At 40.5% G+C, this 21943-nt stretch carries 19 protein-coding genes; 1 reads left to right on the top strand and 18 read right to left on the bottom strand.

Going from position 1 to position 21943, the window contains the following annotated elements; translation table 11 throughout:
- The 15 genes from NQ489_RS05855 to NQ489_RS05785 all read right to left on the bottom strand — a co-directional run bounded on the left by NQ489_RS05855 (position 1) and on the right by NQ489_RS05785 (position 15989).
- Entirely contained in the window at positions 1 to 1440 is a 1440-nt protein-coding gene (locus NQ489_RS05855) for a flippase (RefSeq protein WP_021651077.1), read from the bottom strand.
- Positions 1433 to 2716: a DUF6337 family protein gene (locus tag NQ489_RS05850; protein WP_021651076.1), complete on the bottom strand. Its 1284-nt coding sequence runs from the start codon at positions 2714 to 2716 to the stop codon at positions 1433 to 1435. The genes NQ489_RS05855 and NQ489_RS05850 overlap by 8 nt, the downstream gene beginning before the upstream one ends.
- 38 nt (positions 2717 to 2754) lie before the next feature.
- Complete coding sequence (locus tag NQ489_RS05845; protein ID WP_021651075.1) at positions 2755 to 3735, bottom strand: glycosyltransferase family 2 protein; 981 nt, start codon at positions 3733 to 3735, stop codon at positions 2755 to 2757.
- 44 nt (positions 3736 to 3779) lie between these two features.
- Positions 3780 to 4586 carry a glycosyltransferase family 2 protein gene (locus NQ489_RS05840; RefSeq protein ID WP_044961266.1) on the bottom strand — a complete coding sequence of 269 codons (807 nt, stop codon included), beginning with the start codon at positions 4584 to 4586 and terminating at the stop codon, positions 3780 to 3782.
- A gap of 29 nt (positions 4587 to 4615) precedes the next feature.
- Positions 4616 to 5347: a hypothetical protein gene (locus NQ489_RS05835; RefSeq protein ID WP_021651073.1), complete on the bottom strand. Its 732-nt coding sequence runs from the start codon at positions 5345 to 5347 to the stop codon at positions 4616 to 4618.
- 105 nt (positions 5348 to 5452) lie between these two features.
- On the bottom strand, positions 5453 to 5986 hold the full coding sequence (locus NQ489_RS05830) for an acyltransferase (RefSeq protein ID WP_147238608.1): 534 nt from the start codon (positions 5984 to 5986) through the stop codon (positions 5453 to 5455).
- 147 nt (positions 5987 to 6133) lie between these two features.
- Positions 6134 to 6904 carry a glycosyltransferase family 2 protein gene (locus tag NQ489_RS05825; protein WP_021651070.1) on the bottom strand — a complete coding sequence of 257 codons (771 nt, stop codon included), beginning with the start codon at positions 6902 to 6904 and terminating at the stop codon, positions 6134 to 6136.
- Between the two features lies 1 nt (position 6905).
- Positions 6906 to 7754 (bottom strand): sugar transferase, encoded by an 849-nt coding sequence (locus NQ489_RS05820; RefSeq protein WP_021651069.1) that lies wholly within the window; start codon positions 7752 to 7754, stop codon positions 6906 to 6908.
- Between the two features lie 20 nt (positions 7755 to 7774).
- A complete protein-coding gene (locus NQ489_RS05815; RefSeq protein WP_021651068.1) occupies positions 7775 to 9058 on the bottom strand; it encodes a DegT/DnrJ/EryC1/StrS family aminotransferase in 1284 nt (427 codons plus the stop codon).
- Positions 9059 to 9099: 41 nt separating this feature from the next.
- Positions 9100 to 11145, bottom strand: coding sequence for a polysaccharide biosynthesis protein (locus tag NQ489_RS05810; RefSeq protein ID WP_044961288.1), 2046 nt, complete (start codon positions 11143 to 11145; stop codon positions 9100 to 9102).
- A 266-nt stretch (positions 11146 to 11411) separates the two neighbouring features.
- Complete coding sequence (locus tag NQ489_RS05805; RefSeq protein WP_021651066.1) at positions 11412 to 12830, bottom strand: sugar transferase; 1419 nt, start codon at positions 12828 to 12830, stop codon at positions 11412 to 11414.
- Between the two features lie 87 nt (positions 12831 to 12917).
- Positions 12918 to 13712: an immunoglobulin-like domain-containing protein gene (locus NQ489_RS05800; protein ID WP_044961262.1), complete on the bottom strand. Its 795-nt coding sequence runs from the start codon at positions 13710 to 13712 to the stop codon at positions 12918 to 12920.
- 51 nt (positions 13713 to 13763) lie between these two features.
- A complete protein-coding gene (locus tag NQ489_RS05795; RefSeq protein WP_015525688.1) occupies positions 13764 to 14498 on the bottom strand; it encodes a YveK family protein in 735 nt (244 codons plus the stop codon).
- 12 nt (positions 14499 to 14510) lie between these two features.
- Positions 14511 to 15227, bottom strand: a complete 717-nt coding sequence (locus tag NQ489_RS05790) for a CpsB/CapC family capsule biosynthesis tyrosine phosphatase (protein WP_015525687.1) — start codon at positions 15225 to 15227, stop codon at positions 14511 to 14513.
- A gap of 36 nt (positions 15228 to 15263) precedes the next feature.
- Positions 15264 to 15989 carry a polysaccharide biosynthesis tyrosine autokinase gene (locus NQ489_RS05785; protein ID WP_015525686.1) on the bottom strand — a complete coding sequence of 242 codons (726 nt, stop codon included), beginning with the start codon at positions 15987 to 15989 and terminating at the stop codon, positions 15264 to 15266.
- Positions 15990 to 16288: 299 nt separating this feature from the next.
- On the opposite strand from NQ489_RS05785, the gene NQ489_RS05780 reads away from it, so the two are divergent.
- Complete coding sequence (locus NQ489_RS05780; RefSeq protein WP_021651064.1) at positions 16289 to 17167, top strand: homocysteine S-methyltransferase family protein; 879 nt, start codon at positions 16289 to 16291, stop codon at positions 17165 to 17167.
- A 156-nt stretch (positions 17168 to 17323) separates the two neighbouring features.
- Here the strand turns inward: NQ489_RS05780 and ptsP are convergent, their stop codons facing one another.
- The 3 genes from ptsP to NQ489_RS05765 are packed head-to-tail and all read right to left on the bottom strand — an operon-like array spanning position 17324 to position 21933.
- A complete protein-coding gene (gene ptsP, locus NQ489_RS05775; protein WP_021651063.1) occupies positions 17324 to 18976 on the bottom strand; it encodes a phosphoenolpyruvate--protein phosphotransferase in 1653 nt (550 codons plus the stop codon).
- Positions 18977 to 19005: 29 nt separating this feature from the next.
- Positions 19006 to 20046: a polyamine ABC transporter substrate-binding protein gene (locus NQ489_RS05770; RefSeq protein WP_015525684.1), complete on the bottom strand. Its 1041-nt coding sequence runs from the start codon at positions 20044 to 20046 to the stop codon at positions 19006 to 19008.
- A gap of 33 nt (positions 20047 to 20079) precedes the next feature.
- Positions 20080 to 21933 carry an extracellular solute-binding protein gene (locus tag NQ489_RS05765; protein ID WP_021651062.1) on the bottom strand — a complete coding sequence of 618 codons (1854 nt, stop codon included), beginning with the start codon at positions 21931 to 21933 and terminating at the stop codon, positions 20080 to 20082.
- Positions 21934 to 21943 lie beyond the last annotated feature (10 nt).

Raw genomic sequence — 21943 nt, 5'->3', positions numbered from 1 at the left:
TTACTTCCTTTTTAAAATCTTGTTTATATTGTCAATGAAAAATCTATCTCTTAATATTAATAAAACACCAACATAACTCAATCCGCCTGTACAAATCAGAACACATAATGAAACAATACCGCCTGAGAACTTCGTTTTCAATGTCTCTACAAACAATAGCATGATACTTCCAGATAAGAGATACTTCCAACAAGGCACAAAAATCTGTTTGGCATTCAATTGTTTCTTTGATATACAATATATAATTTGAATAGCAGTTCCTATTGTTTCCGCTACAATTGATGCAATTGCTGCGCCAAACACTCCGACTCTTGGAATCAATATAAGATTCATACAGAAATTTACAATTGCCGCTATAGTAACTGCTGCGGTATAAACATTTTGCTGTTTGGTAGGTATCAGATAAGATATTCCAGTCACATATGCTAAACTCACAACCAATACTAAAATGGAAAAAATACACAACAGCCCTATTGCATCATCAAAGCCAGATCCCAGAAATAAAGGTATAAATACCGATGAAACCCCCATCAAACCAAACATAATAGGAATCGCAAGCAGCCACACAACCCGAAATGCCTGATATACATATCTTTTTGCTTCATCAAGATTAGACTTTTGAAACAGATTAGCTACTCGTGGAAGAACAACCGTACCTATAGAAGTTACAACAGTCATTGCAAGGCGCGCGATTCTCTCTGATTGTTCATAACAACCATTAGCATAATCTGAACCAGTAATCCATCCAATCATACTCTTATCAAGAATCGTATATACTTGAATTGCAATAGATGGTAAAAAAATCAATAAAATATCCTTAAACCCGTCAAATGGATTAATTCTTTTCACAAAGCATATGTATTGAGGCATCACTCGCCACATCGAAAGACTTCCTAAAATCTGGGCCAGCATCAAAATCAGTACATATTTCCACGTATCATTTGCTGTCTTTATAAAAATAAAAATTCCACTAAGACATATAATCCTGACTATCAAATTTCTTATTACTACACTTTTAAAATCCTCAATACCTTGATAAAACCACGAAATATCAAATGTAACATTTAATATACTAAGTGCAATAATAATGTTAATCAGATTTAATCCTTCAAAAAAAATTGCATATATAAAATATAAGATGAATGAAATTAAACTCATAACACAACGGAAGAAAAAGGTATTCCAAAATACTTGACTCATTTCTTCTTTATTGTCGCGATAATACGCAATTTTTCTTTGCCCATAAATAGTTGAACCTAATGCAGCCAGCAAAGTAAAATATGTAACCATTGCTGATGCATAACTGTATTTTCCAATGTTATCCGCACCCAAAACTCTTGAAACATACGGAGTTGTCACAAAAGGAACTAACAAAATTAATACCTGAAAGGCAGAGTTATATATAAAATTTTTCTTTACACTAATAGATTTATTATCCATTAAAATATCTTCCTGTTCTATTTTGTTTTTGTGGAGTAATTCTCATTTTTAAAATAACACTTACTAAAATTGCTATAGCAATTAAATACACCCAAAATGTATGTACAAAATAATACTCAAACCATCCAAGAGAAAAAGCTGCACAAAATAAAGCAGATAATGCTGTCAAAATATCGTTTCTTTTTGAAAATACTTCATCCATGAAACTTGTTATAAATACCCATAAAATATTTAATAAATTTCCTATTATCATACCATTATATAAATATAATGTTCCAACATAAGTATTAACATTTGATGTAATACTTATATCACGTATTGAACTGAACCCAAAAGTCTGCCATACTGTATTAACTGTGTCAATAGATTCTCCAAATCCAAATTTAGCCATAAAATTAATAAATGGAGCCAATGTCACATTATCCAAATGTTTGAATGAATATACATTATGTGTAGATATATTTTGACTAAATGATTGGACACCTGCTATTAGATAATCAATTAATTTAGAACCAATAAACTGATAAGTATCAATTTTTAATAATATATCCGGATCATAAACACTCATTTCAACTAAATATACACCAAAAAATACCATAATTCCCACAAAAACAATTGTAATTCCAGCTTTTAGTGAAATTTTTATATCTCCATTTTTTAATCTCAATAAAATACTGGCTAAACATGGAATAAATACAATACCCTTTACAAATGTAAGTATATTTGGAATTAAACAAAGCAACCCTAGAAGAATGTTTTTTTTGGATATCTTAGCACATCCTAAATAATATGCTGTTGCAATCATCATAAATAGCCGAATATAAAAATTCAATCCAGCCGAATATTGATTTTGAAATTGTTCTTGTACAACATAGTACATCTTCGGAAATCCACCTGCTAAATAAATAAAATGAGTGACGGAGTACATTGCTGCAAACACACATATAATATTAAATCTCTTTTCATGTTTACTCATAAAAGTACTTTCACATGAACTTTTTAATTTAATACCATTAAATGACACTTTTTTCGCAAATCTACTTGCAACAAGATCTGTTAATAAAGCAATAACAATAAATACCGTTAATATCATCCAATATTCCATGGTTGCGGTTTCATATTTTAACCAAAGACATGCTATAACTTGTACTCCAGTTATTACAGAAAATGTAATAATCAAATAATTTGATACAGTAAAAAAAGATTGTCTTAATGTTTTGTTTATCCATAATAAAACTATCATTATTACAAGAAATACAATATACTCCAGTATCATCACACCCAAATTATCACCTCACAATCATATTCTTTACATCATAAAAATAATGCTACAAAAAACTCCCTTATTGCTCCTTTTTTTCCATTAAAATAATTTTCAAAATCTCCATTTTTCACATGTTTTTTTATAATTTTAATACGTGTTAATCTTTTTAAATTTTTATCACTTTCTACTAAATCTTTCCAAAACAAAATGCAAGCGTTTAATTTTTCTTGTTGCTGTTCAGAAAACATATAACCCATTTTATCTTTCAATTCAATATATCTGTTATATCGAATGATATGTGTCTCTTTAATAATTTTAAAATTATTTAGATAACTCTTTATTCTCGTTATTGAAGTTACGTTGCTCATACCGACAACATTATCTCCATGCTGTCGATATAGAAGTAATTTATCCTGACATGGGACAAGCCCCCCTCTGGCAACAGCTTTCCATGCAAGCCACCCATCATGAAGCCAACTAGATGGAATTTTCTCATTTTCTGAAAATAACTCCCGCTTAAATGCCATTGCTGCGCCCGTAACAAAACAACGGTTCAACATATATTCAAACCACTTATTTTCTTCAAGCATTTCGGTAGCAATTCCTACAGACTTCCACATATCACAATTCAATAGTTTTAAATTCTGATCTACTAATTCACCATTCGTAAATACAAGCAATGCTTTATTGTTATTTTCAAATATTTTGAGAATAATTTCAGCTTTGTTATTAACCCAAACGTCATCCTGATCAGATGTGAAAATTATATTTTCTGAACATCTTGAAATCGCATTACAAAAATTTTTAGTAACTCCATGAGTTCCTGTATTTTTCACAATTCTATATTTAACAGAACAATGACTTAATAAATTATCAACAATCTCTAAAGTCTGATCCTTTGAACCATCATCACTAATAATAATTTCTTTTGGCGGAATAGTCTGAGATAAAATACTATTTAACTGTTCTGCTATGTACCGCTCGCCATTATATGTACATAGCGCAACACTATAATTACAATTTGCTTTCATTTCCCTTCATCCTCTATATTTTTATTCACAATATAAATTCAAATCTATTTCCAATATCTTTCAACCAGAAAATTAATAGATTGGCTACACCATTTCTGTTTTCTTTGACTGGCTATTTTTCCTGTACTCTGATTTTCATTGTGAATTATTTTCAAATTTTTATCATAATATGATAAAAATTGATTTTCTTTTAACTTTTCAGCAATATAAAGTTCTTCACCATACATAAATATCTGAATACTATCTTCTAGGAATTTATCAATGCACTCTTTTCTTAATATAACTACACTTCCATGAACTCCATATACATATTCATTTTCCTTACGCGTTTCCGTATGACTGATTTTGTTTTTTATATCCGATAATACATAATACAATCTGTATAAGAAATAATTTGCATATACCACTTTTCTAAATTTCATCAGTGCATTTCCTGGTCTGGATAAAGCAAACGGATTCTGTTGTTTTCCTGTTACTTTTAAAGTAATATCTGGTCCTATACATCCTATTTTAGAATCATAATGATTATCCAGAAGTTTTGAAAAAAAACTATCTGATACAAAATCAATATCTGTATTTGATATAACAGCCCATTCATATTCCTCGCCAAACTCTTTAAAACCATATAAACATCCATGTAAATATCCCAGATTTTCCCCTGGCTCAAATATCTGTGAGGATATTTTAATTTCATTTAAATCATTTATTAGTTTCTTTACATTCATACACTTATTGCATGTAACTAAAAGTACAATTTTTTCAGAATCTTTTTGTCTGCTCAATTTATCTGCAAAGTCTAATACTTCCTCTTCATTATCATAACAAATGACGGATACTGCTATTTTATACATTGTGATCATTCCTTATTCTTGATTACTAATTACATCCTTGCGATTTCTTCCATTTGAAGAACAGTATTAATCGCATGAATGAGTTTATTTCCATCTAATCTTTTTAACAAATGTCGAAACCTGTATAAAATCTTCACAATTGGATAAATACATGGACGATACTGAATATGCATTTTACAATACGCTTTATGAAATCCAAATGTATTGATTTTATATTCCTGTACATTCGTCTCATGATTAAGGCTTCTGCTATCACTACTTATATATTTAATTTCAGGTTTGTTCATCCATAAATTCAAAACAAAATCATATAAAGCATCCGATGGACGTAGTGCCATATATTCTGGATTAAACTTCGACATATTAATTTCAAAATATTCCTGATAGCAAGTACAGATAAAAAAAACAATTAAACTGTTTGTTTCTAATTCAAAAGCACCATAATAGAACATATTTTTATTTTTCCTATTTAAAAACTCATCTTTTATAGACTCAAAACTTCTGAAATTGTCTGCTTTTTCATATCGTTTATATGCAGCTTGATAACAGGAATACATTTTCTCTATCTCATTATCTTCAATTTTCCTAACATAACACTTTTTGAACGCCTGCCTAATATGTTTTCTAGTGGATTTCGATAATTGTTCTATCTCATATGAACCAGTTCTAATAATATACCAAAATTGAGTTGCTAATTCACAATCGAAATCCGAAATCCATCGAGCAAGCAAAGGATATCCCCCCACCTGATTTTTTGTCAAATTTGGGAATTTCTATTGTTTCATGCGGTGCTATATCTGGAATTAACGCATGATTATAATATATCCATTTAGTTTGCATTTTTTTCTTCCATTCATTCTATCCAATTAATTTCTTTCCTCATCGGTTTTACTGGAACACCAGCGTATAAATATATGATTCTCTGGTTCTGCCTTGGTAAGTAAACTACCATACCCAACAACGCAATGATTACCAACATTAACACCCTTTAATACGGTACTATATGAACATAACCAAACATGATTACCAATATATACAGAATCCGCTTTCTTCTTCTGCCTTCCGTTTTGAATAACTGTATGTCCATCATTGTTTTTTACAGTCACATTCCATCCCAAAACAACATCATTACCAAAAACTATATTTTCATCTGTACAGTCAATAGTAGTAGAATAATTGCATCGAAAATGATCGCCCAATACAAGTGACGAATTATTAACTAACAAAACAACTCCCTGTGATAATCCAACTGTGCCTTTCAGAATAATTTTTCCTCCATTAACAATCCGAATCAGACCTTTTTTACTTTCTCTACATCCATTCGCAGAATCTCCAAATCCGATTCTCATAGATGCTGTTGATAAATTCTTCTTTTCTACAATAAAATTGTCACGTGTCACCCCCCAGTTTTACATTATAAGATACGATAAATGGCATTTTTATTGCACTTTTTACGGGTAATACTTTAAAGTTAAAAATTACTGTTTTAGGAATGCTAAGCAATATTTTAACAATATTTTCTCTGATAAAGTGTTTTGTGTATTCATTCATTTTCTATTTTCCTTTACATATCGTTTCTTTTTATATAAGCCAAATGTCATATTTCTTATAGTGTTTACTAAGCTACATATAGGATTTTCTTTTTCAGCAAATCGAAACAATCTATAATGCCATTTAATCAGTTCTTTATATCCATGTGTACTGATACTTCCGCTTCTTCCACGTCTGTATTCTGCCAAAACTTCATCCAATAAATAACATCTGGTTTTTTTGCATATCTTCAACCATATTGCATAGTCGTTATTCTTCTTTATATCTGCAATCTGAATCAGACCGATTTTTTTTCGATCATACATAACTGTCAGACATCCCGGCCAACAGTAATTAAACATTCCTGTTTTAGATATCACTTTTGGTCCTGTAACAATTACATTTGTTTTATTTCCATCAGCATCTATTTCTTCATAATTGGTATATGAAAAATAATATCTATTTTTCATCATAAAACAAATTTGCTTTTCCAGTTTTTCTGGTTTCCACAAATCATCCGAATCCAAAAACGCAACCCATCTTCCATTAGCTTCCCTTAACGCCCTATTCCGACTAACCGCTGCTCCTGAATTTTTTTCATTTTTTATATATCTGATTCTTGGATCCTTTATTTTTCCAATCACTATGTCAGTATTATCTGTTGAACAATCATCCACAATAATCAATTCCCAATTGTGGTATGTCTGATCAATTACTGATTGTATTGTTTCAGTTATATATTGTGCTGTATTATAAGACGGCATTATAATTGACACTAAATCACTCATGTTATTTCCCACTCTTTATTAAAATTTCTTTTGCCATTTCTTGTTTTTCCAGATATTCTTCCAAGCTAATCTTACCTGTTCTCAACAGATAATCCCCAAAATCCTCTGCCGTAGCCATATCATCCTGTGAAATGCCTTCCTGCTTGATAAATGCCTTTTTGACTGTTTCTAAAATAATGTTAATATCTTCTATCAGCCCAACTTTTTTGATATATTTCTGATCCCACTCCAATTTATCTTCCCAGGTAATCGCATTTCGCCCATTAACCTGTGCCAGTCCTGATAAGCCAGGTTTTGCGGTATGACGCATTCTTTGTTCATCCGTCATAAATACCATATCCCTTACCAGCTGAGGTCTTGGACCAATTACTGACATCGTTCCGTTCAGGATGTTAAAAGCTTCCGGCAGCTCATCTAGGCTTGTCTTTCTTAACCATGCGCCAAACTTCGTCAGTCTTATTTCATCAGGAAGCAGATTTCCTTCTTCGTCTCGTTCATCTGTCATCGTACGAAATTTATACATTTTGAAAATCGTTTCTCTTCCGTTCTTATCTACCAAACCTGGACGATCCTGCGTAAAAATAACTGGTGATCCCAGTTTTATTTTTACTAAAAGAGCAACTCCTGCATAAATCGGACTAAAACATAAAATTGCCGCAGATGCACATATTACATCCATCCCTCGTTTTATATACTTCTCATAAAATCCCATCTTACGGGGTTTAATCGTACTCATTAATTCAGCAGTATATGTAGTCTTATCTGCTTCCTTTTTCATTGCATGTGCTGTTGTCGCAGTCGTTACTGCTGTACTTCCTGCCAGAAGACCCAATTTTTTCTTTTTAGACACAATCTCATTCCTCTTGAATACTATTCAAAACAAGCCCGAATAACCTCAATGATCCTCTCCTGCTGCTCCACTGTCATCTTATTATCACTAGGCAGACACAGACCTCGGTTGAAAATATCCATTCCAACATCAGACACGCTGCCTGCAATATATGCATTCGATCTGGCTCTTCCATTTCCGTCTTTTACAACAAATGGATTCAGACGATAAATCGGCTGCATATGCATCGGTTTCCAAACTGGGCGTCCTTCTGCATTAATAGATGCAATTGCTTCCAAAATTTCTGCCGGACATGTTTTTCCTGTTTCTTTTATGTAGCAGACGTCCTGCTCGCCACGAACCTGCTTGCACATTGCTTCCTTATCAATAATCAGACAAGACAGCCAGTAATTTGGCTCAGAATTTTCCAGATCCATTGGATTCATAGATACTGGTAATCCTTTTAATCCCTCTTTATATCTCTCATAGATTGCTTTTTTCTGTGCAATGTGTTCATTTAAATATGGAAACTGCCCACGTACAACGCCAGCAACCACATTGCTCATTCGATAGTTATATCCCAGTTCTTCATGCTGGTACCATGCAGCATTCTCTCTGGCCTGCGTTGACCATTTACGTACTTTATTTGCAGCTTCTTCATCATCTGTCAGGAAACATCCGCCTGAACTTCCTGTAATGATCTTGTTTCCATTAAAAGAAATCGTATTATACTTTCCAAACGTACCTGTTTGAACCCCTTTGTATGTGGCTCCCATAGATTCTGCCGCATCCTCGATCAAAATAGCTCCATGCTTTCGGATCACTGCATTTAATTCATCTATCTTTCCCGGAGTTCCGTAAAGATGTGCAATAACCACAACCTTCGTATCAGGATAGATTTCAAAGGCTTTTTCCAATGCTTCCGGATCCATGTTCCAGGTATCATACTCTGTATCAATAAATACCGGTTCTCCACCTTCGTATACAACCGGATTTACTGTTGCAGCAAAAGTCATATCGGAGCAGAAAACTTTCTTTCCTTCCAATGCTCCATGACCAACTTTTGGCATACCATATGCTTCAATTCCAGCCAGTTTCATAGCCAGATGTAAGGAAGCCGTTCCTGCTGATAAAGCTACTGCATATTTACAGCCGATATATTCACAGGCAAGTTTTTCTACTTCATTAATGTTTTTTCCTACTGTAGACATCCAGTTTGTTTCATATGCTTCTTTTACATATTCAATTTCCGGTCCATGCATTGTTGGACTGCTTAACCAGACTTTTGATTCAAATTTTTCAAACTTGTTACTTTCTTTGAACATGGCTCTCTACCTCTTTTTATGTACTTTCAGTTTATGCTTGATCACTTCTCCGCAGCCACAGCCGCCTCACTCATCAGCTCCTCATACACCTTCTTATGCAGCTTCAGGTCGGAATCCGCCGAGTGATAGGTCGGTACGATCGCGGCTACGATGTCTCGGATCTTTTCGCTGTTGGCGTAGCCGTATGCTGCCAGGACTTCCAGCTGTTTGAAGAATTCCTGTACGTCCATTTCGATGGGTTTGCCGATGTGGATGAGGTCGTTTGGAGTTTTCTCCATGCCTTCTTCGGCCATCAGCTTTTCTTCGTAAAGCTTTTCGCCTGGGCGGAGACCAGTGTAGGTGACTTTGATGTCTACATCCGGGGTGTAGCCGGAAAGCTTGATCAGGTTTCGGGCAAGGGTGTCGATCTTTACCGGGGCTCCCATGTCCAGGACGAAGATCTCGCCGCCTTTGGCGTAGGTTCCTGCCTGGAGGACAAGGCTTACGGCCTCCGGGATAGTCATAAAGTAGCGGATGATGTCCGGATGTGTGACGGTGACAGGGCCGCCTTTTTCGATCTGGCGCTTGAACAGCGGGATCACACTTCCGTTGCTGCCGAGAACGTTTCCGAATCGTACAGCTACGAATTCTGTGCCGGTTCCTGTTTTCGATGTATGGTTCTCACTTACATATGCCTGACCTTCGTTGTCGTGAAGTGCATCCAGGGTATCCTTTCTGTGTCCGCCAAGTCGTGGCAGCCAGTCGGTGTGTCCGTTGTGGCTGACCATGTTCATGCTCTGGACTACCATTTCGCAGAGTCGTTTGCTGGCGCCCATGATGTTGGTCGGGTTTACAGCCTTGTCGGTACTGATCAGCACAAATCGCTGGGAGCCGTTCATCATTGCCGCATATGCAGTCTTATAGGTTCCTACCACATTGTTCTTGATCGCCTCACAGGGGCTGTTCTCCATCAGCGGTACGTGCTTATGTGCGGCTGCATGATATACGATCTCCGGCTTATAGGTTTCAAATACCCAGTTGATCCTTTTGCTGTCACGGACGGAGCCGATCAGTACCTTCAGGTTCAGGTTCGGATAACTGGCCTTCAGCTCCTGCTCAATGTCATATGCATTATTTTCATAAATATCGAAGATCACCAGAAGCTCCGGCTCATGACCTGCGATCTGACGGCAGAGCTCGCTTCCGATGGAACCGCCGCCTCCTGTTACCAGGATCCTTTTGCCCTTCAGATACTGAAAGATCTCTGACATGTTGACTTTGATGGTGTCTCGTCCGAGAAGATCCTCCACTGCTACTTTTTTCATCTTGCTCAGGGATACTTCTCCGTTTACAAGCTGATATACACCCGGGAGCTGCTTCAGCTCGCAGCCGGTTTCCTTGCAGATGTTCAGGATATCCCGCTTCTGATGCGGTGTTGCCGTCGGGATCGCAAGAAGGATCTGATTGATATGATACTTGTCCACATTGAGAAAAATATCGTCTCTTCCGCCTACCACCGGAACGCCTTCCATGTATCTTCCCCATTTATTCGGGTTGTCATCGATCAGGCAGCGTACTCTGGAATTGGTTTCCTTTGCATTCTGAAGCTCCCGGACAATGGTCCTGCCCGCTTCTCCTGCACCGATGATCATCACGTTTTTGCTCCGCTCCTCACGCTCGCTCTTTTCTCTGCGGTTCCGCTCAAGAAGTACAAAACGATAGGAGAAACGTACGCCTACAGTCAGGAAAAACTGCAGCATGATACCGATCAGATAATAGGAAGCCGGCATCCGTCCCCAGAAGATCGTGATACCCACAATATGCAGAACACCTGTGATCACAGTTGCAACCGTGATCTTGATCAGCTCATGGAAGCTTGCGAAACGCCATACACTGTTATACAGATGCAGGCATCCGAATACTGCCAGGATGATAATGGTATAGATTGGTGCAAAGCTCCTCCATGCATCAAAATAATCTGTGGGAATCGAGGAATACCGAAAATCGAATCTCACCAGCAGCGCCATAAAATAAGAAAAATTAACAGCTATCATGTCATAGATGATCAGATATATCGCAATTACTTTCCAATGTTCTAACTTCTTCATACTTCCTCCGGTCTGTCTTACTGTTTCTGCATAATCCCTGATGTATTCTTCCTGCTCTTTGTCTTCTGTCTGCTTTTCCCTGGGACTTTGTTTTGCCAGTGCCAGAAGCAGGACCGAGAACGCAAGAAGTACTACGATCAGCATGATCAATAAAATCTGCATTTTTTACTTCCTCTTTTATATTTATAACTTATCTAATTTATTTTTATCCCCGAACTGCGTCTCCGCAGCCCGGGTCATTATATTCGAATCTCAATATGTATGAATCATTTGGCGCCGCTTCCGCGGAAAACGACCATAACTGTCTTAACCAGGATCTCAATATCCAGTTTCAGACACCATTCGGCAATGTACTTTGTGTCAAGCTCTACGACTTCCTCGAAATCCGTAATATCACTTCGACCGCTTACCTGCCACATACCGGTAAGTCCCGGCTTGATGGCCAGACGTTTGCGATGGTGAAGCTCATACTTCTCCCACTCATCCATTGTCGGCGGTCTGGTTCCTACAAGACTCATATCTCCTTTCAGAATATTCCAGAACTGTGGAAATTCATCCAGGGATGTCTTTCGGATAAAATGTCCTACTCCTTTGATGATTCGTGGATCATCATCCATTTTGAACATCATTCCATCTTTTATGTTATTCTGTTTCATCAGTTCTTTTTTGCGTTCTTCTGCATCCATATACATGGAGCGGAATTTATAGATCTTGAACGGACGACCGTTCTTTCCCATGCGGACCTGTGAGAAAAATGCAGGACCCGGAGATTTGATCTTAATGGCCGGAACCAGAAAGATCGCTGCGATTCCTGTAAAAAGACAACCTACCAGACCGCCTGCGATATCCATAGCTCGTTTCACAAACATCTGGCGCGGTGTCACAATGTGGATACTGCTGGAAAGCACAGTGTATCCGCCAAGCTCCTCCACCACCTGGTTCTTGCCAAGGGATTTCATGGTTGCCAGTCTCATATGGATAACAACTCCCATTGCAGAACAATCCTTGATCATCTGCTCCGGGATCGGAATTTCCTTAGGCACTGCAAAAAATACTTCATCGATCCAGTTCTTATGGATATAGGAGATCATATCCTCACTCCCGGCTACTACCGGTACTCCACAGACGGATGCTCCCTTCTTGTCACAATCCATAAAAACAATTCCTGCCAAATGATAGGTTCCGTAATTATTCTTGCGGATGGTTTCCACCACATTGTCTGCATTTTCACTGACTGTAACGATCAGCAGGGATCGCTTCTCGCTTTCTTCGTATCTGTGATCCTTCAGGAATTTCTTCAATGCCTGTCTGCCGCAGTAGCTGAAGCAGATATAAAGTACATAGGTGATCAGCAGGATCATTCTGGAATAATTGTTTCCAATTCTTAAAAGAAACATATATGCCAGGACCAGAAGACAGACCAGTGTACACTGTTCAAAGGTTTTCTTCAGTTCCACCAGCATTCCTCTTCGCAGAACTCCGCTGAAGCTTTCATTAAAAAATGTGACCATCAGCTGGATAAGAAACATCACCACTGCCACATTTCGATACAGCTCTGTCTCGTATGGCTGATCGATCCCGTTTCGGATCCAGTATGCAAGTACAAACGCAAGCTGCAGACACAACATATCGCAAATCGTAAAATCGGCATGTTTTACCCAGCTGCTGTTTTCTTTTTGATACATATTCTTTTCTACGCCTTCCCTCGCTTACATTTTTTGTTGCTTTTATCCCCTCTCCGGTATCTCAGGCACCTGGAGAGGGGATGATATTTATTTCACAACAATGGTAAGTACGGCTCCGTTGGAGCTGTTTCCACTGTTGTCTACTACATAATATGTAAGCTCGTAAGTTCCCGGTGCAGCTGTATTTACATCACCGGTGATCTGAATCCTTTTGAAAAGATCACTGGTTGACTCTGTATCATCCTGGATATCCTTTACATAGCTTAATTTATCCAGCGTAGTTCCTACCGGTACCTCTACGTAATAGGTAGTCAGATACATCTTTGGATCCTGCGGAGAAAGCTGCTCGATCTTGTCTTCCTGTGTCTTCTGCGCCTGTTCCTCCGGAGTCAGTTCTCCTTCTGCGGAATCTCCGCTTTCAGCATCTGTGCTGTCTGCTTCTGTCCCATCCTGCATATCTGTCTCTTCTGCAGGCTCTGTGGTATCTGTGGAATCTCCGTTCTCTGTGAGACCGTCATTATCGATCAGTCCCAGCTGCGGATTTTCGGCACTGCCGTCCTGAGCTTCCATGGTAAATTCTTTTTTTGTTACATTGTTGTTTTTGTCCTTTGCAACAAAGATAACAGAAACCTGTTTTCCGTCATTCTTCGGATATATGGTTTCTACAGTAAGAGACTCTGTAACATCTCCATCTCTGTCATCCTGTGCCTTTACATCCTTCAGAAGATCCTCTTCTGTCATATCGGATGTATAATTCGTATCTTTTCCCTCTTCAAATGTGATCTTCGGTCCTTCATTATCCTCGGAGCTCTTCATGTATACTACACCGGCTCCCATACCAAGGCAGATGACCACTAATAAAAACACAAAAAATTTCTTCATATTTTTGCTGCTCCCGGCCTTTCCCAACACTTTGATCCGTTGTTGTTATTTTTATGCGTGACGTTTCTTTTTCTTTTTGGATTTCTTGCCCATTTTGGAAGAGTATGGGATTGTACCAAGTACGCTTAATCCAAGATATTTCTCTACGTCTTCCGGTGTCTTTACAGTATCGTTTGTCAGATATACGATGAGCACAACGGCTGCTGCCAGAAGGATACCCAGAAGTCCGCCGATCACACCGTTTTTCGGTACGCTTGGGCTTGACGGCTCATCCGGGATGTTTGCTGTCTCTACCACATTTACTGCCTTGATATCCATAACCTGCTGGATATGCTTGGAAGCAATATCTCTTACTGCGTTTGCGATCTGTGCCGCTGTATAAGGATCGGTATCTGTAACTGTGATGGATACTACTCGTGTATCCGTTGGTGTATCTACGGAAAGCTTCTTAAGAAGCTCCTCATGTGTCATATCCAGTTTCAGCTGTGCGATCACACCCTCAGTAACTGTACGGCTCTTGATCAGCTCCGCATAGTCCTTGGTCAGTGATGTACTTGTCTGGATATCCTGATTGGTCAGTGTGCTGCTGTCCTGCTTGGACAGTACCACGATCTTGGTTGTGGATTCATACTTCGGTGTGATCAGAAGCATGGTTCCCATAACAGCTGCCAGGCAGAAAACAATACCGGATAAAATGATAACACCCAGCTTGCTCAGTAACAGGTGAAATACCTCACCAAGATCGATCTCTACTTCGTCGTTGTTGTTAACAGTCTGATTTTCCATTTCTTTTCTCCATTACCCTGTGATTTTCCGGGGATTTTTGATAAAGATCTTCTTTACATATTCGCTCCCCATTGTTTTTTCCATTTTGGCGACACATTTGCCGATCTCCGGGATACGCTCCGTCTTACGGTGTCCGTCAGAACCGACAAAATCCAGAAGCCCATGCTTCATGACTTTCCGTGCAAAGGTTTTTGCCCCGAATCCGTCCTGACCGCTGATGGTATCTGCGTTGACCTGGATATGTGCTCCCATATCCTTCAGCTCTGTCAAAAATCCAATATCGTTCCGGGTAGCCTTATAACGTTCCACATGAGCGATGATCGGGATAAAACCATTCATCAGAAGACTTCTGACCCGTTCTTCAATATAATTTTTCTCATCTCCGTTGCTGAATTCCACAAGCACATATCTGGAACCTGCAAGGGTAAGCCGCCGTCCCTTCTTAAGGCATTCCACCATATCCATACTGGAATGGAGTTCACAGCCCAGATAAAGTCTCATGCCTTCATCACCAATATTCATGGCTGCTCTACGCAGCTGCATAAACTGTCTTGTCACAATGTTCATATGCGGCTCAAACATATCGTACCGGAAATGTGGTGTCAGGATCACATGACGTACGCCCTCCTGATACTCCTTATTGAGCATCCAGAGTGATTCTTCCATGTTTCTTGCACCGTCATCCACCCCGGGGAGGATATGACAATGAATATCATAAAGTCCCTTCATTAAAATAACCCACTCATTTCTGTTGTCAATGTTTTTTTATTTACTGCTGCTCTCACCATAATCTCCGTAGGAACCATACTTACCGTACTTGCCGTATTTACCATACTTGCCATAGTGACCGTAATTGCCGGCCTTGCTGTAGTCCACCTTGTTCAGGATGGTTCCCAGGATCGGGCAGTTGCTCTTGGCAAGCTGATCTCTTACTTCCTGTACAAAACGGTAGCTGATAGTACCGGATTCAACGACGATTACAGATCCGTCGCAGGAATCTGCTATGATAGCACTGTCGATGATCAGTCCAAGCGGCGGTGTATCTACAATAACGTAATCATAAACATCTCTTACCACGCGGATCATATCCTTGAAGAGTCTGTTTCCGAGAAGCTCTGCCGGGTTCGGAGGTACGATACCGGAGAAGATAATATGGAACTTCGGAAGTGTAGTGGCACAGATCACGTCAGAAAGCTTGGCCTGCTTGGAAAGATAATGAGCAAGTCCCATTACCTCCTGGTCTACTGTCACACGTCCCATCAAAACGGATTTACGCAGATCGGCATCGATCAGAAGCACTGATTTGCCGCTCTCAGCAAGAGAGGCAGCAAGATTAAATGCCACACTGCTCTTTCCCTCATTAGGAGTACAGCTGGTAAGTGCGATCACTTTCTTATCTGCTCCGCAGAACTGGATATTTGTTCGCAGAGCTTTATAAGCCTCATCCATCTGGTGATCAGACTTCCAGTTGCTCAGTTTAACTTTAATCATAATTCCTTTTCACCTTTACCTTTTTGTTCTATCTGATGACAGTCTTGCCCTTTGGGCATGTCTATAGGTTATTATACAATCCTATTTTCTAATACGCAAGTTCTTTATTCGACAGAAAAGTCGTTAAATATGTACAATTTGCCTAATTTTTATTATTTTTTATTTCCCGGCCCAGAAACAGGATAGATTATTTTTATTCCCTGTGTTAAAATAAACCCACGGCAATGAGTGCAGCGGTTACAGGAGGAGCCCTATTTTTTGCCAACCGTGATTGGCTGCCATAAGGAGGATATAAACATATGACAAAACAGGAATTTCAGAAACTGACCGAAGATCATGTCCTGCTGCTGGATGGTGCTACCGGCTCCAACCTGATGAAGGCCGGCATGCCGCGTGGTGTCTGTACAGAGAGCTGGGTGCTTGAGCACAAGGATGTGATCCAGTCTCTGCAGAAGGCATACATCGCGGCGGGAAGCCATATCATCTATGCGCCTACCTTCGGCGGAAACCGCATTAACCTCACTATGCACGGACTGGAGGATCAGATCGAACAGATCAATCATACCCTGGCAGGCTATTCAAAGGAGATCGCACCGGAGGGTGTTTTCGTAGCAGGTGATATCACCACCACAGGCAAGATGATGGCACCGGCCGGTGACATGACTTACGAAAAAGCCTTCGAAGTCTATCAGGAACAGATCGGCTATCTCCGTGATGCAGGTGTGGACCTGATCGTAGCGGAAACCATGATCAATATCGAGGAGACACTGGCTGCTGTAGACGCCTGCCAGAGTGTCTGCGAGCTTCCTATCATCTGTACCGTGACTGTAGAAGCAGACGGAAGTATCTTCAGCGGCGGAAATGCCATAGAGGCTGCCATGTCCCTGGAAGCTGCAGGTGCAGACGCTGTCGGCATCAACTGCTCGGTTGGCCCGGATCAGCTGGTATCGGTTATCCGTAATATCAAAGAGAACGTTTCCATTCCGGTCATTGCCAAACCCAATGCGGGAATGCCCCAGATCGATGATCTTGGAAATGCAGTTTACAGCATGACCCCTGCGGATTTTGCAGGTTATATGAAGGTGCTGGTGGACAACGGTGCTTCCGTGATCGGCGGATGCTGTGGTACCACACCGGAGTTTATTTCGGAAACCGCCCAGGTGCTTGGACTTCGATAACTTTAACCGGAACAGATATGCTTCCACGCACTGCTTCAATTGAGAACAACAATAAGCCGTGAGTGAAAGATTCCGTCAAAAAAATCCTGAGGATCCTATGTGAGATATTAACAGATATCAACATAGAAATTCTCAGGATTTTTATTTTTCCGGATATTATTTCTCTTTTACTGCTTCTTCCGGCCGGTTTGCCTCATCCGCATAGGAACTGCGGATCGCTTTTCGCACTGGAAGTACACAGGCAGGAACAACGGAAAGGCCGTCCACTCCCATCTGGATAAAAGCTTCTGTAAGATTGGAATCTGCTGCCAGCTCTCCGCATATGTAAACTTCACATCCTGACTTATGTCCTGCCTCTGTTACCATGCGGATCATCTTTACAAGCGCCGGATGATGATCATTGTATTTATCCTTCAAAAGAAGATTCTGCCGGTCCATAGCCAGGGTATACTGGGTCAGGTCATTGGTTCCTAGGCTCAGAAAATCCACACGTTTTCCAAGTTCTTCACTGATCATGACCGCTGCCGGTGTTTCGATCATAATTCCGGTACGGATGTTTTTGTAAGGAATGTTCTTCTCATCCAGGCCCTTTTTTACCTCTCGGATCAGCTTCTCGATCTCATCCAGCTCTTCCTCGGACGTGATCATCGGATACATCAGGTTGATATTTCCATAGGCACTTGCACGGTAAATAGCCCGAAGCTGCGCTTTAAACATTTTTTTGCGATCCAGGCAGAGGCGGATGCCGCGGTTTCCCATCATAGGATTGACCTCATCAGGAATTGCCATATATTCTGCCTGACGGTCTGCCCCCAGGTCCACGGTACGGATCACTGCCGGACGTTCATCCATATCCTCGGCTACTTTTTTATAGGCACGGAACAGCTCATTCTCTCTTGGATAATTCTCTCTTCCGAGATACTGGAATTCACTTCGAAGAAGGCCGATACCTGCTGCTCCGTAATAAAGAACCGTATTCAGATCATCCAGATTTCCGATGTTTGCCAGAAGCTTGATCTCCTTGCCATCGGCTGTGATATCCTTCTGGTTCCGAAGTCTCAAAAGTTCTTCCCGCTCTTCCTTATCTGCTGCATGACGGATCTCATATTCCTTAAGAAGCTCCGGCTCCGGATCGATATACAGTGTTCCTGTATACCCATCTACAATAGCCATATGGCCATCCCATTCTTTCTGTATCTCCACCTCGACCAGGGTGGGGACTTCCATGGATTTTGCCATGATCGATACATGGGAAATAACAGACCCCTGATGCATGACTACCGCCAGAAGACTGGCTTTGTTCATCTCCAGAAGTTCATTGGGGGAAAGCTGCTCTGCTGCAAGGATCACCGGCTCATCTCCCAGATTGATCCGTGCATGGGAGCCACCCATGGCGCCGATCAGCAGCTCGGAGATCTCCCTGATATTTTCGATCTGTTCTTTGACAGCCTCGTCCTCCAGCTTGCGGAACACATTTGCAAGCTCATCCCTGGTTGTCTGGACTGCGTAGGCTGCACTGACCTTTTCTGTCGTGATCATGCTTTCCACGGCCCGCTGAAAGCTGCCGCCACTTAAGAGCTTCAGCTGACGTTTCAAGGTCAGCTCCTGCTCTTTGGGGAGGGGTGCTCCGTTTTTATACATATGCTGGATCTGGTTCTTTACCGCTGTTCTTGCATTATCCAGACGATCCAGCTCCTTTTTTACATTGTCTACCATGGACTGACGTATCTGATATTCGCCTCTGTGGTAATACAGTATTTTTCCAATGGCTATTCCGGAAAAAGCGGATGTGCCTTTGTATATCTCCACCTGAAAAACCCCCTTACTGGTTCGTCTGCTTAATCGCAGGCAGCTTTAAACTCTGTCCAGATCTTATTGTATTCCTGCTCTGCTTCCTGGCTTACATTCTGTACGATCTCACCCTTTGTCACGCTGTCCGGAACAACCAGGCTCTCGTCTACCAGATCATCTGCTGCCTTGTTTGTATTGTAGTATCCGATATAGTTGATGCACTGTGCAGATACTTCCGGCTCCAGGATATAATTGATAAATTCATTGGCAGCCTTCGCATTCGGTGCTTCACTTGGCACAAACATTCCCATAATACCAAATCCAAGACCTTCCTCCGGATAAACCACCTTAAGATCCGGATTATCCTTCAGTGCCTGTGTTACCTGTGATGTATAAAGAAATGCCACACTTGCCTCTCCATTGAGAAGTGCATTCTGTGTATTGTCATCCTGGATCATACGAATGTTCGGTGCCAGCTCTTTCAGCTTCTCACCGGTCTTGTCGATCACGGCTACATCTTCTTCGTTCATGCTCTCTCCCATGGAAAGCTGTGTGATGCCACAGATCACGCGGTAATTACCTACGATGGCAATGCTGTCCTCCAGAGACTTATCCCAGAGATCCTTGTATCCTTTAATGTCGATATCTACCTGCTCCGGATCATAAACGATCAGTGGGATTCCTGCTCCGTAAGGTACTGTATATTCGTCATCCGGATCATAAAACTGTCCCTGATAAAGGGGGTTGATGTTCTTAAAATTGGAAACGGTATCCTTGTCAATCTTCTGGACAAGTCCTTCTTTTACCGCGCTGTCGATAATGTAATCATCTGCAATTACCACATCGTAATCGCCGCCCTTTGCCTGGGAAAGCTTCTCAAGCATGGTCTCATCGGTATCAAAGTTGGAATATACCACCTTGGTCCCTGTTTCTTTTTCAAAATCATCCAGCACTTCCTGCGGAAACATTCCGTCCCATGTATAAAGTACCAGTTCATCCTTATCCTTTGCACTGACACTGACACCTGTTATCATAGATGTTCCAAGTACCGCACATAACATGATCGCTGCTGCTTTTTTTGATTTCATAGAACCTCCTTCATGTCTCTCTCTGACGTCTTGTTATTTTGCTTTTACCTTTGTCCAAAGCTCTGCGAATTTCTGCTTGATCTTTGGCTTCTGGTATCCGAAGATCTCATTCTTTGGATTGTCGATCTGCGGAATATAGGAAGAAATTCCCTCATAAGTTCCGTTCTTCATCTCCTCGAATGCACTCTTTACAGTAGAAGTATATCCTACTTCTTCGGTATTGGAAAGAGCATTTTCATCATCCAGCATAAAATTGATGAACTCATGAGCCAGATCTACTTCATTACAGTCTTTGGTGATGACCATGGCATCATACCAGGTATTGGTTCCCTGCTGCGGGGTATAATAGCCAAGCTCCGGATTTTCGCTGATAATATAGGAAGCATCTCCGGAATAAACAACCGCCATTGCCTTGTTTCCTGAGATCATGTTGTCGATCACATCATCACCTGCATAGATTGGATCCATGGTATCTCTCTGCCGGATCAGCCACTCATAAGCCTGCTGAATCTCATCAAGATTTTTTGTGTTCATGGAATACCCCAGCGCTTTCAGGGCGATCATAAAGGAATCCCTTTCGGAATCATACATATAAAGATCTCCCTTATATTTTTCATCGCAGAGAATATTCCAGCCCTCTTTGTCAAGATCCTCCTGAGAGACTACATTCTTATTATAAAGGATTCCTACAGTTCCCCAGAAATACGGACAGGAATAACGATTTCCCGGATCATAGTCCTTATTCTGTACCTCGGGAAGAAGATTTTTGCTGTTTGGGATCTTTTTCCAGTCAAGGGCCTGAAGATATTCCTCCTTGATCAGTCTTTCGATCATATAATCTGACGGAACCAGAACATCGTAGGTTTCACCACTGGCCAACTTGGTGTACATCATCTCATTGGACTCGAAGGTTTCATATACAACAGTACAGTTATACTGCTTCTCAAATTTGTCCAGAAGACTCAGGTCCATATATTCTCCGGCATTATATACACGAAGCACGTGGTTTCCCTGGCTTACGAGCGTCCACTTTCCCAATACCAGAACAACCGCAACAGCTGTGACAATCGCAACGATCCTTCTTTTTTTCGGATCCATTTTTTTCACGGTGGAGGCCTGAAGCTTCGGCATGATCAGATTTGCAAAAAGAAGCACCAGTACAATGACCACGATCACAATGGTAGAAAGGGCGTTGATGGTGGGATTGATGCGCTTTGTCATATTATATACAACAATGGATATATTTTTTACTCCGTTTCCGGAAACAAAGTAGGAAATTACGAAATCGTCAAAGGACATGGTAAAGGCCAGGAGCGCTCCCGCAAAAATCCCCTCTTTGATCATGGGCACGATAACCTTGGTAAGTGCCTGATATGGCGTTGCACCAAGATCCATGGCTGCATTGGCAAGGTTCGGATCCAGGCTTCGTACCTTCGGATATACACTGGTGATCACATAGGGCGTACAGAATGCGATATGTGCCAGCAGCATGGTCAGATAGCCTTTCGTCATTCCCAGCGAAGAAAACAGCAGCATCAGACCAATCGCGGTTACGATCTCCGGATTCAGAATTGGAAAGTTATTGATGGTAAGGACCATCTCCTTCAGCACCTTTCTGGATTTTGAAAGTCCGATGGCTGTGATGGTTCCCAGCACTGTGGAAATAACAGTTGCCAGGATTGCCACTGTGACCGAAACATAAACTGCCTTACTGATCTCCATGTTGTTTATCAGCTCTCCGTACCAGCGCAGGGAAAATCCTGTAAATCTGGTCAGGGACTTGGATGAGTTAAAGGAAAAGATCATGGTCACAAGGATCGGCAGGTAAAAAAATGCCAGACACAGCACTACATATAATTTTGAAAATATGGTATTTTTTCTTTTCATCTCCTGCCTC

Origin of the sequence: Blautia sp. KLE_1732_HM_1032 (assembly GCF_025147905.1) — a bacterium.
GTDB lineage: Bacteria > Bacillota > Clostridia > Lachnospirales > Lachnospiraceae > Blautia_A > Blautia_A fusiformis.
Note: the sequence above shows the minus strand (reverse complement) of the source record. Positions and strands in the feature narration are given on the sequence as shown.

Coding starts and splice junctions, on each gene's coding strand:
- NQ489_RS05795 (WP_015525688.1), bottom strand. CDS start 14,498: ATGGAAAATCAGACTGTTAACAACAACGACGAAGTAGAGATCGATCTT.
- NQ489_RS05805 (WP_021651066.1), bottom strand. CDS start 12,830: ATGTATCAAAAAGAAAACAGCAGCTGGGTAAAACATGCCGATTTTACG.
- NQ489_RS05770 (WP_015525684.1), bottom strand. CDS start 20,046: ATGAAATCAAAAAAAGCAGCAGCGATCATGTTATGTGCGGTACTTGGA.
- NQ489_RS05850 (WP_021651076.1), bottom strand. CDS start 2,716: ATGATACTGGAGTATATTGTATTTCTTGTAATAATGATAGTTTTATTA.
- NQ489_RS05800 (WP_044961262.1), bottom strand. CDS start 13,712: ATGAAGAAATTTTTTGTGTTTTTATTAGTGGTCATCTGCCTTGGTATG.
- NQ489_RS05855 (WP_021651077.1), bottom strand. CDS start 1,440: ATGGATAATAAATCTATTAGTGTAAAGAAAAATTTTATATATAACTCT.
- NQ489_RS05825 (WP_021651070.1), bottom strand. CDS start 6,904: ATGAGTGATTTAGTGTCAATTATAATGCCGTCTTATAATACAGCACAA.
- NQ489_RS05790 (WP_015525687.1), bottom strand. CDS start 15,227: ATGAAGGGACTTTATGATATTCATTGTCATATCCTCCCCGGGGTGGAT.
- NQ489_RS05765 (WP_021651062.1), bottom strand. CDS start 21,933: ATGAAAAGAAAAAATACCATATTTTCAAAATTATATGTAGTGCTGTGT.
- NQ489_RS05845 (WP_021651075.1), bottom strand. CDS start 3,735: ATGAAAGCAAATTGTAATTATAGTGTTGCGCTATGTACATATAATGGC.
- NQ489_RS05785 (WP_015525686.1), bottom strand. CDS start 15,989: ATGATTAAAGTTAAACTGAGCAACTGGAAGTCTGATCACCAGATGGAT.
- NQ489_RS05810 (WP_044961288.1), bottom strand. CDS start 11,145: ATGAAGAAGTTAGAACATTGGAAAGTAATTGCGATATATCTGATCATC.
- NQ489_RS05815 (WP_021651068.1), bottom strand. CDS start 9,058: ATGTTCAAAGAAAGTAACAAGTTTGAAAAATTTGAATCAAAAGTCTGG.
- NQ489_RS05780 (WP_021651064.1), top strand. CDS start 16,289: ATGACAAAACAGGAATTTCAGAAACTGACCGAAGATCATGTCCTGCTG.
- NQ489_RS05840 (WP_044961266.1), bottom strand. CDS start 4,586: ATGTATAAAATAGCAGTATCCGTCATTTGTTATGATAATGAAGAGGAA.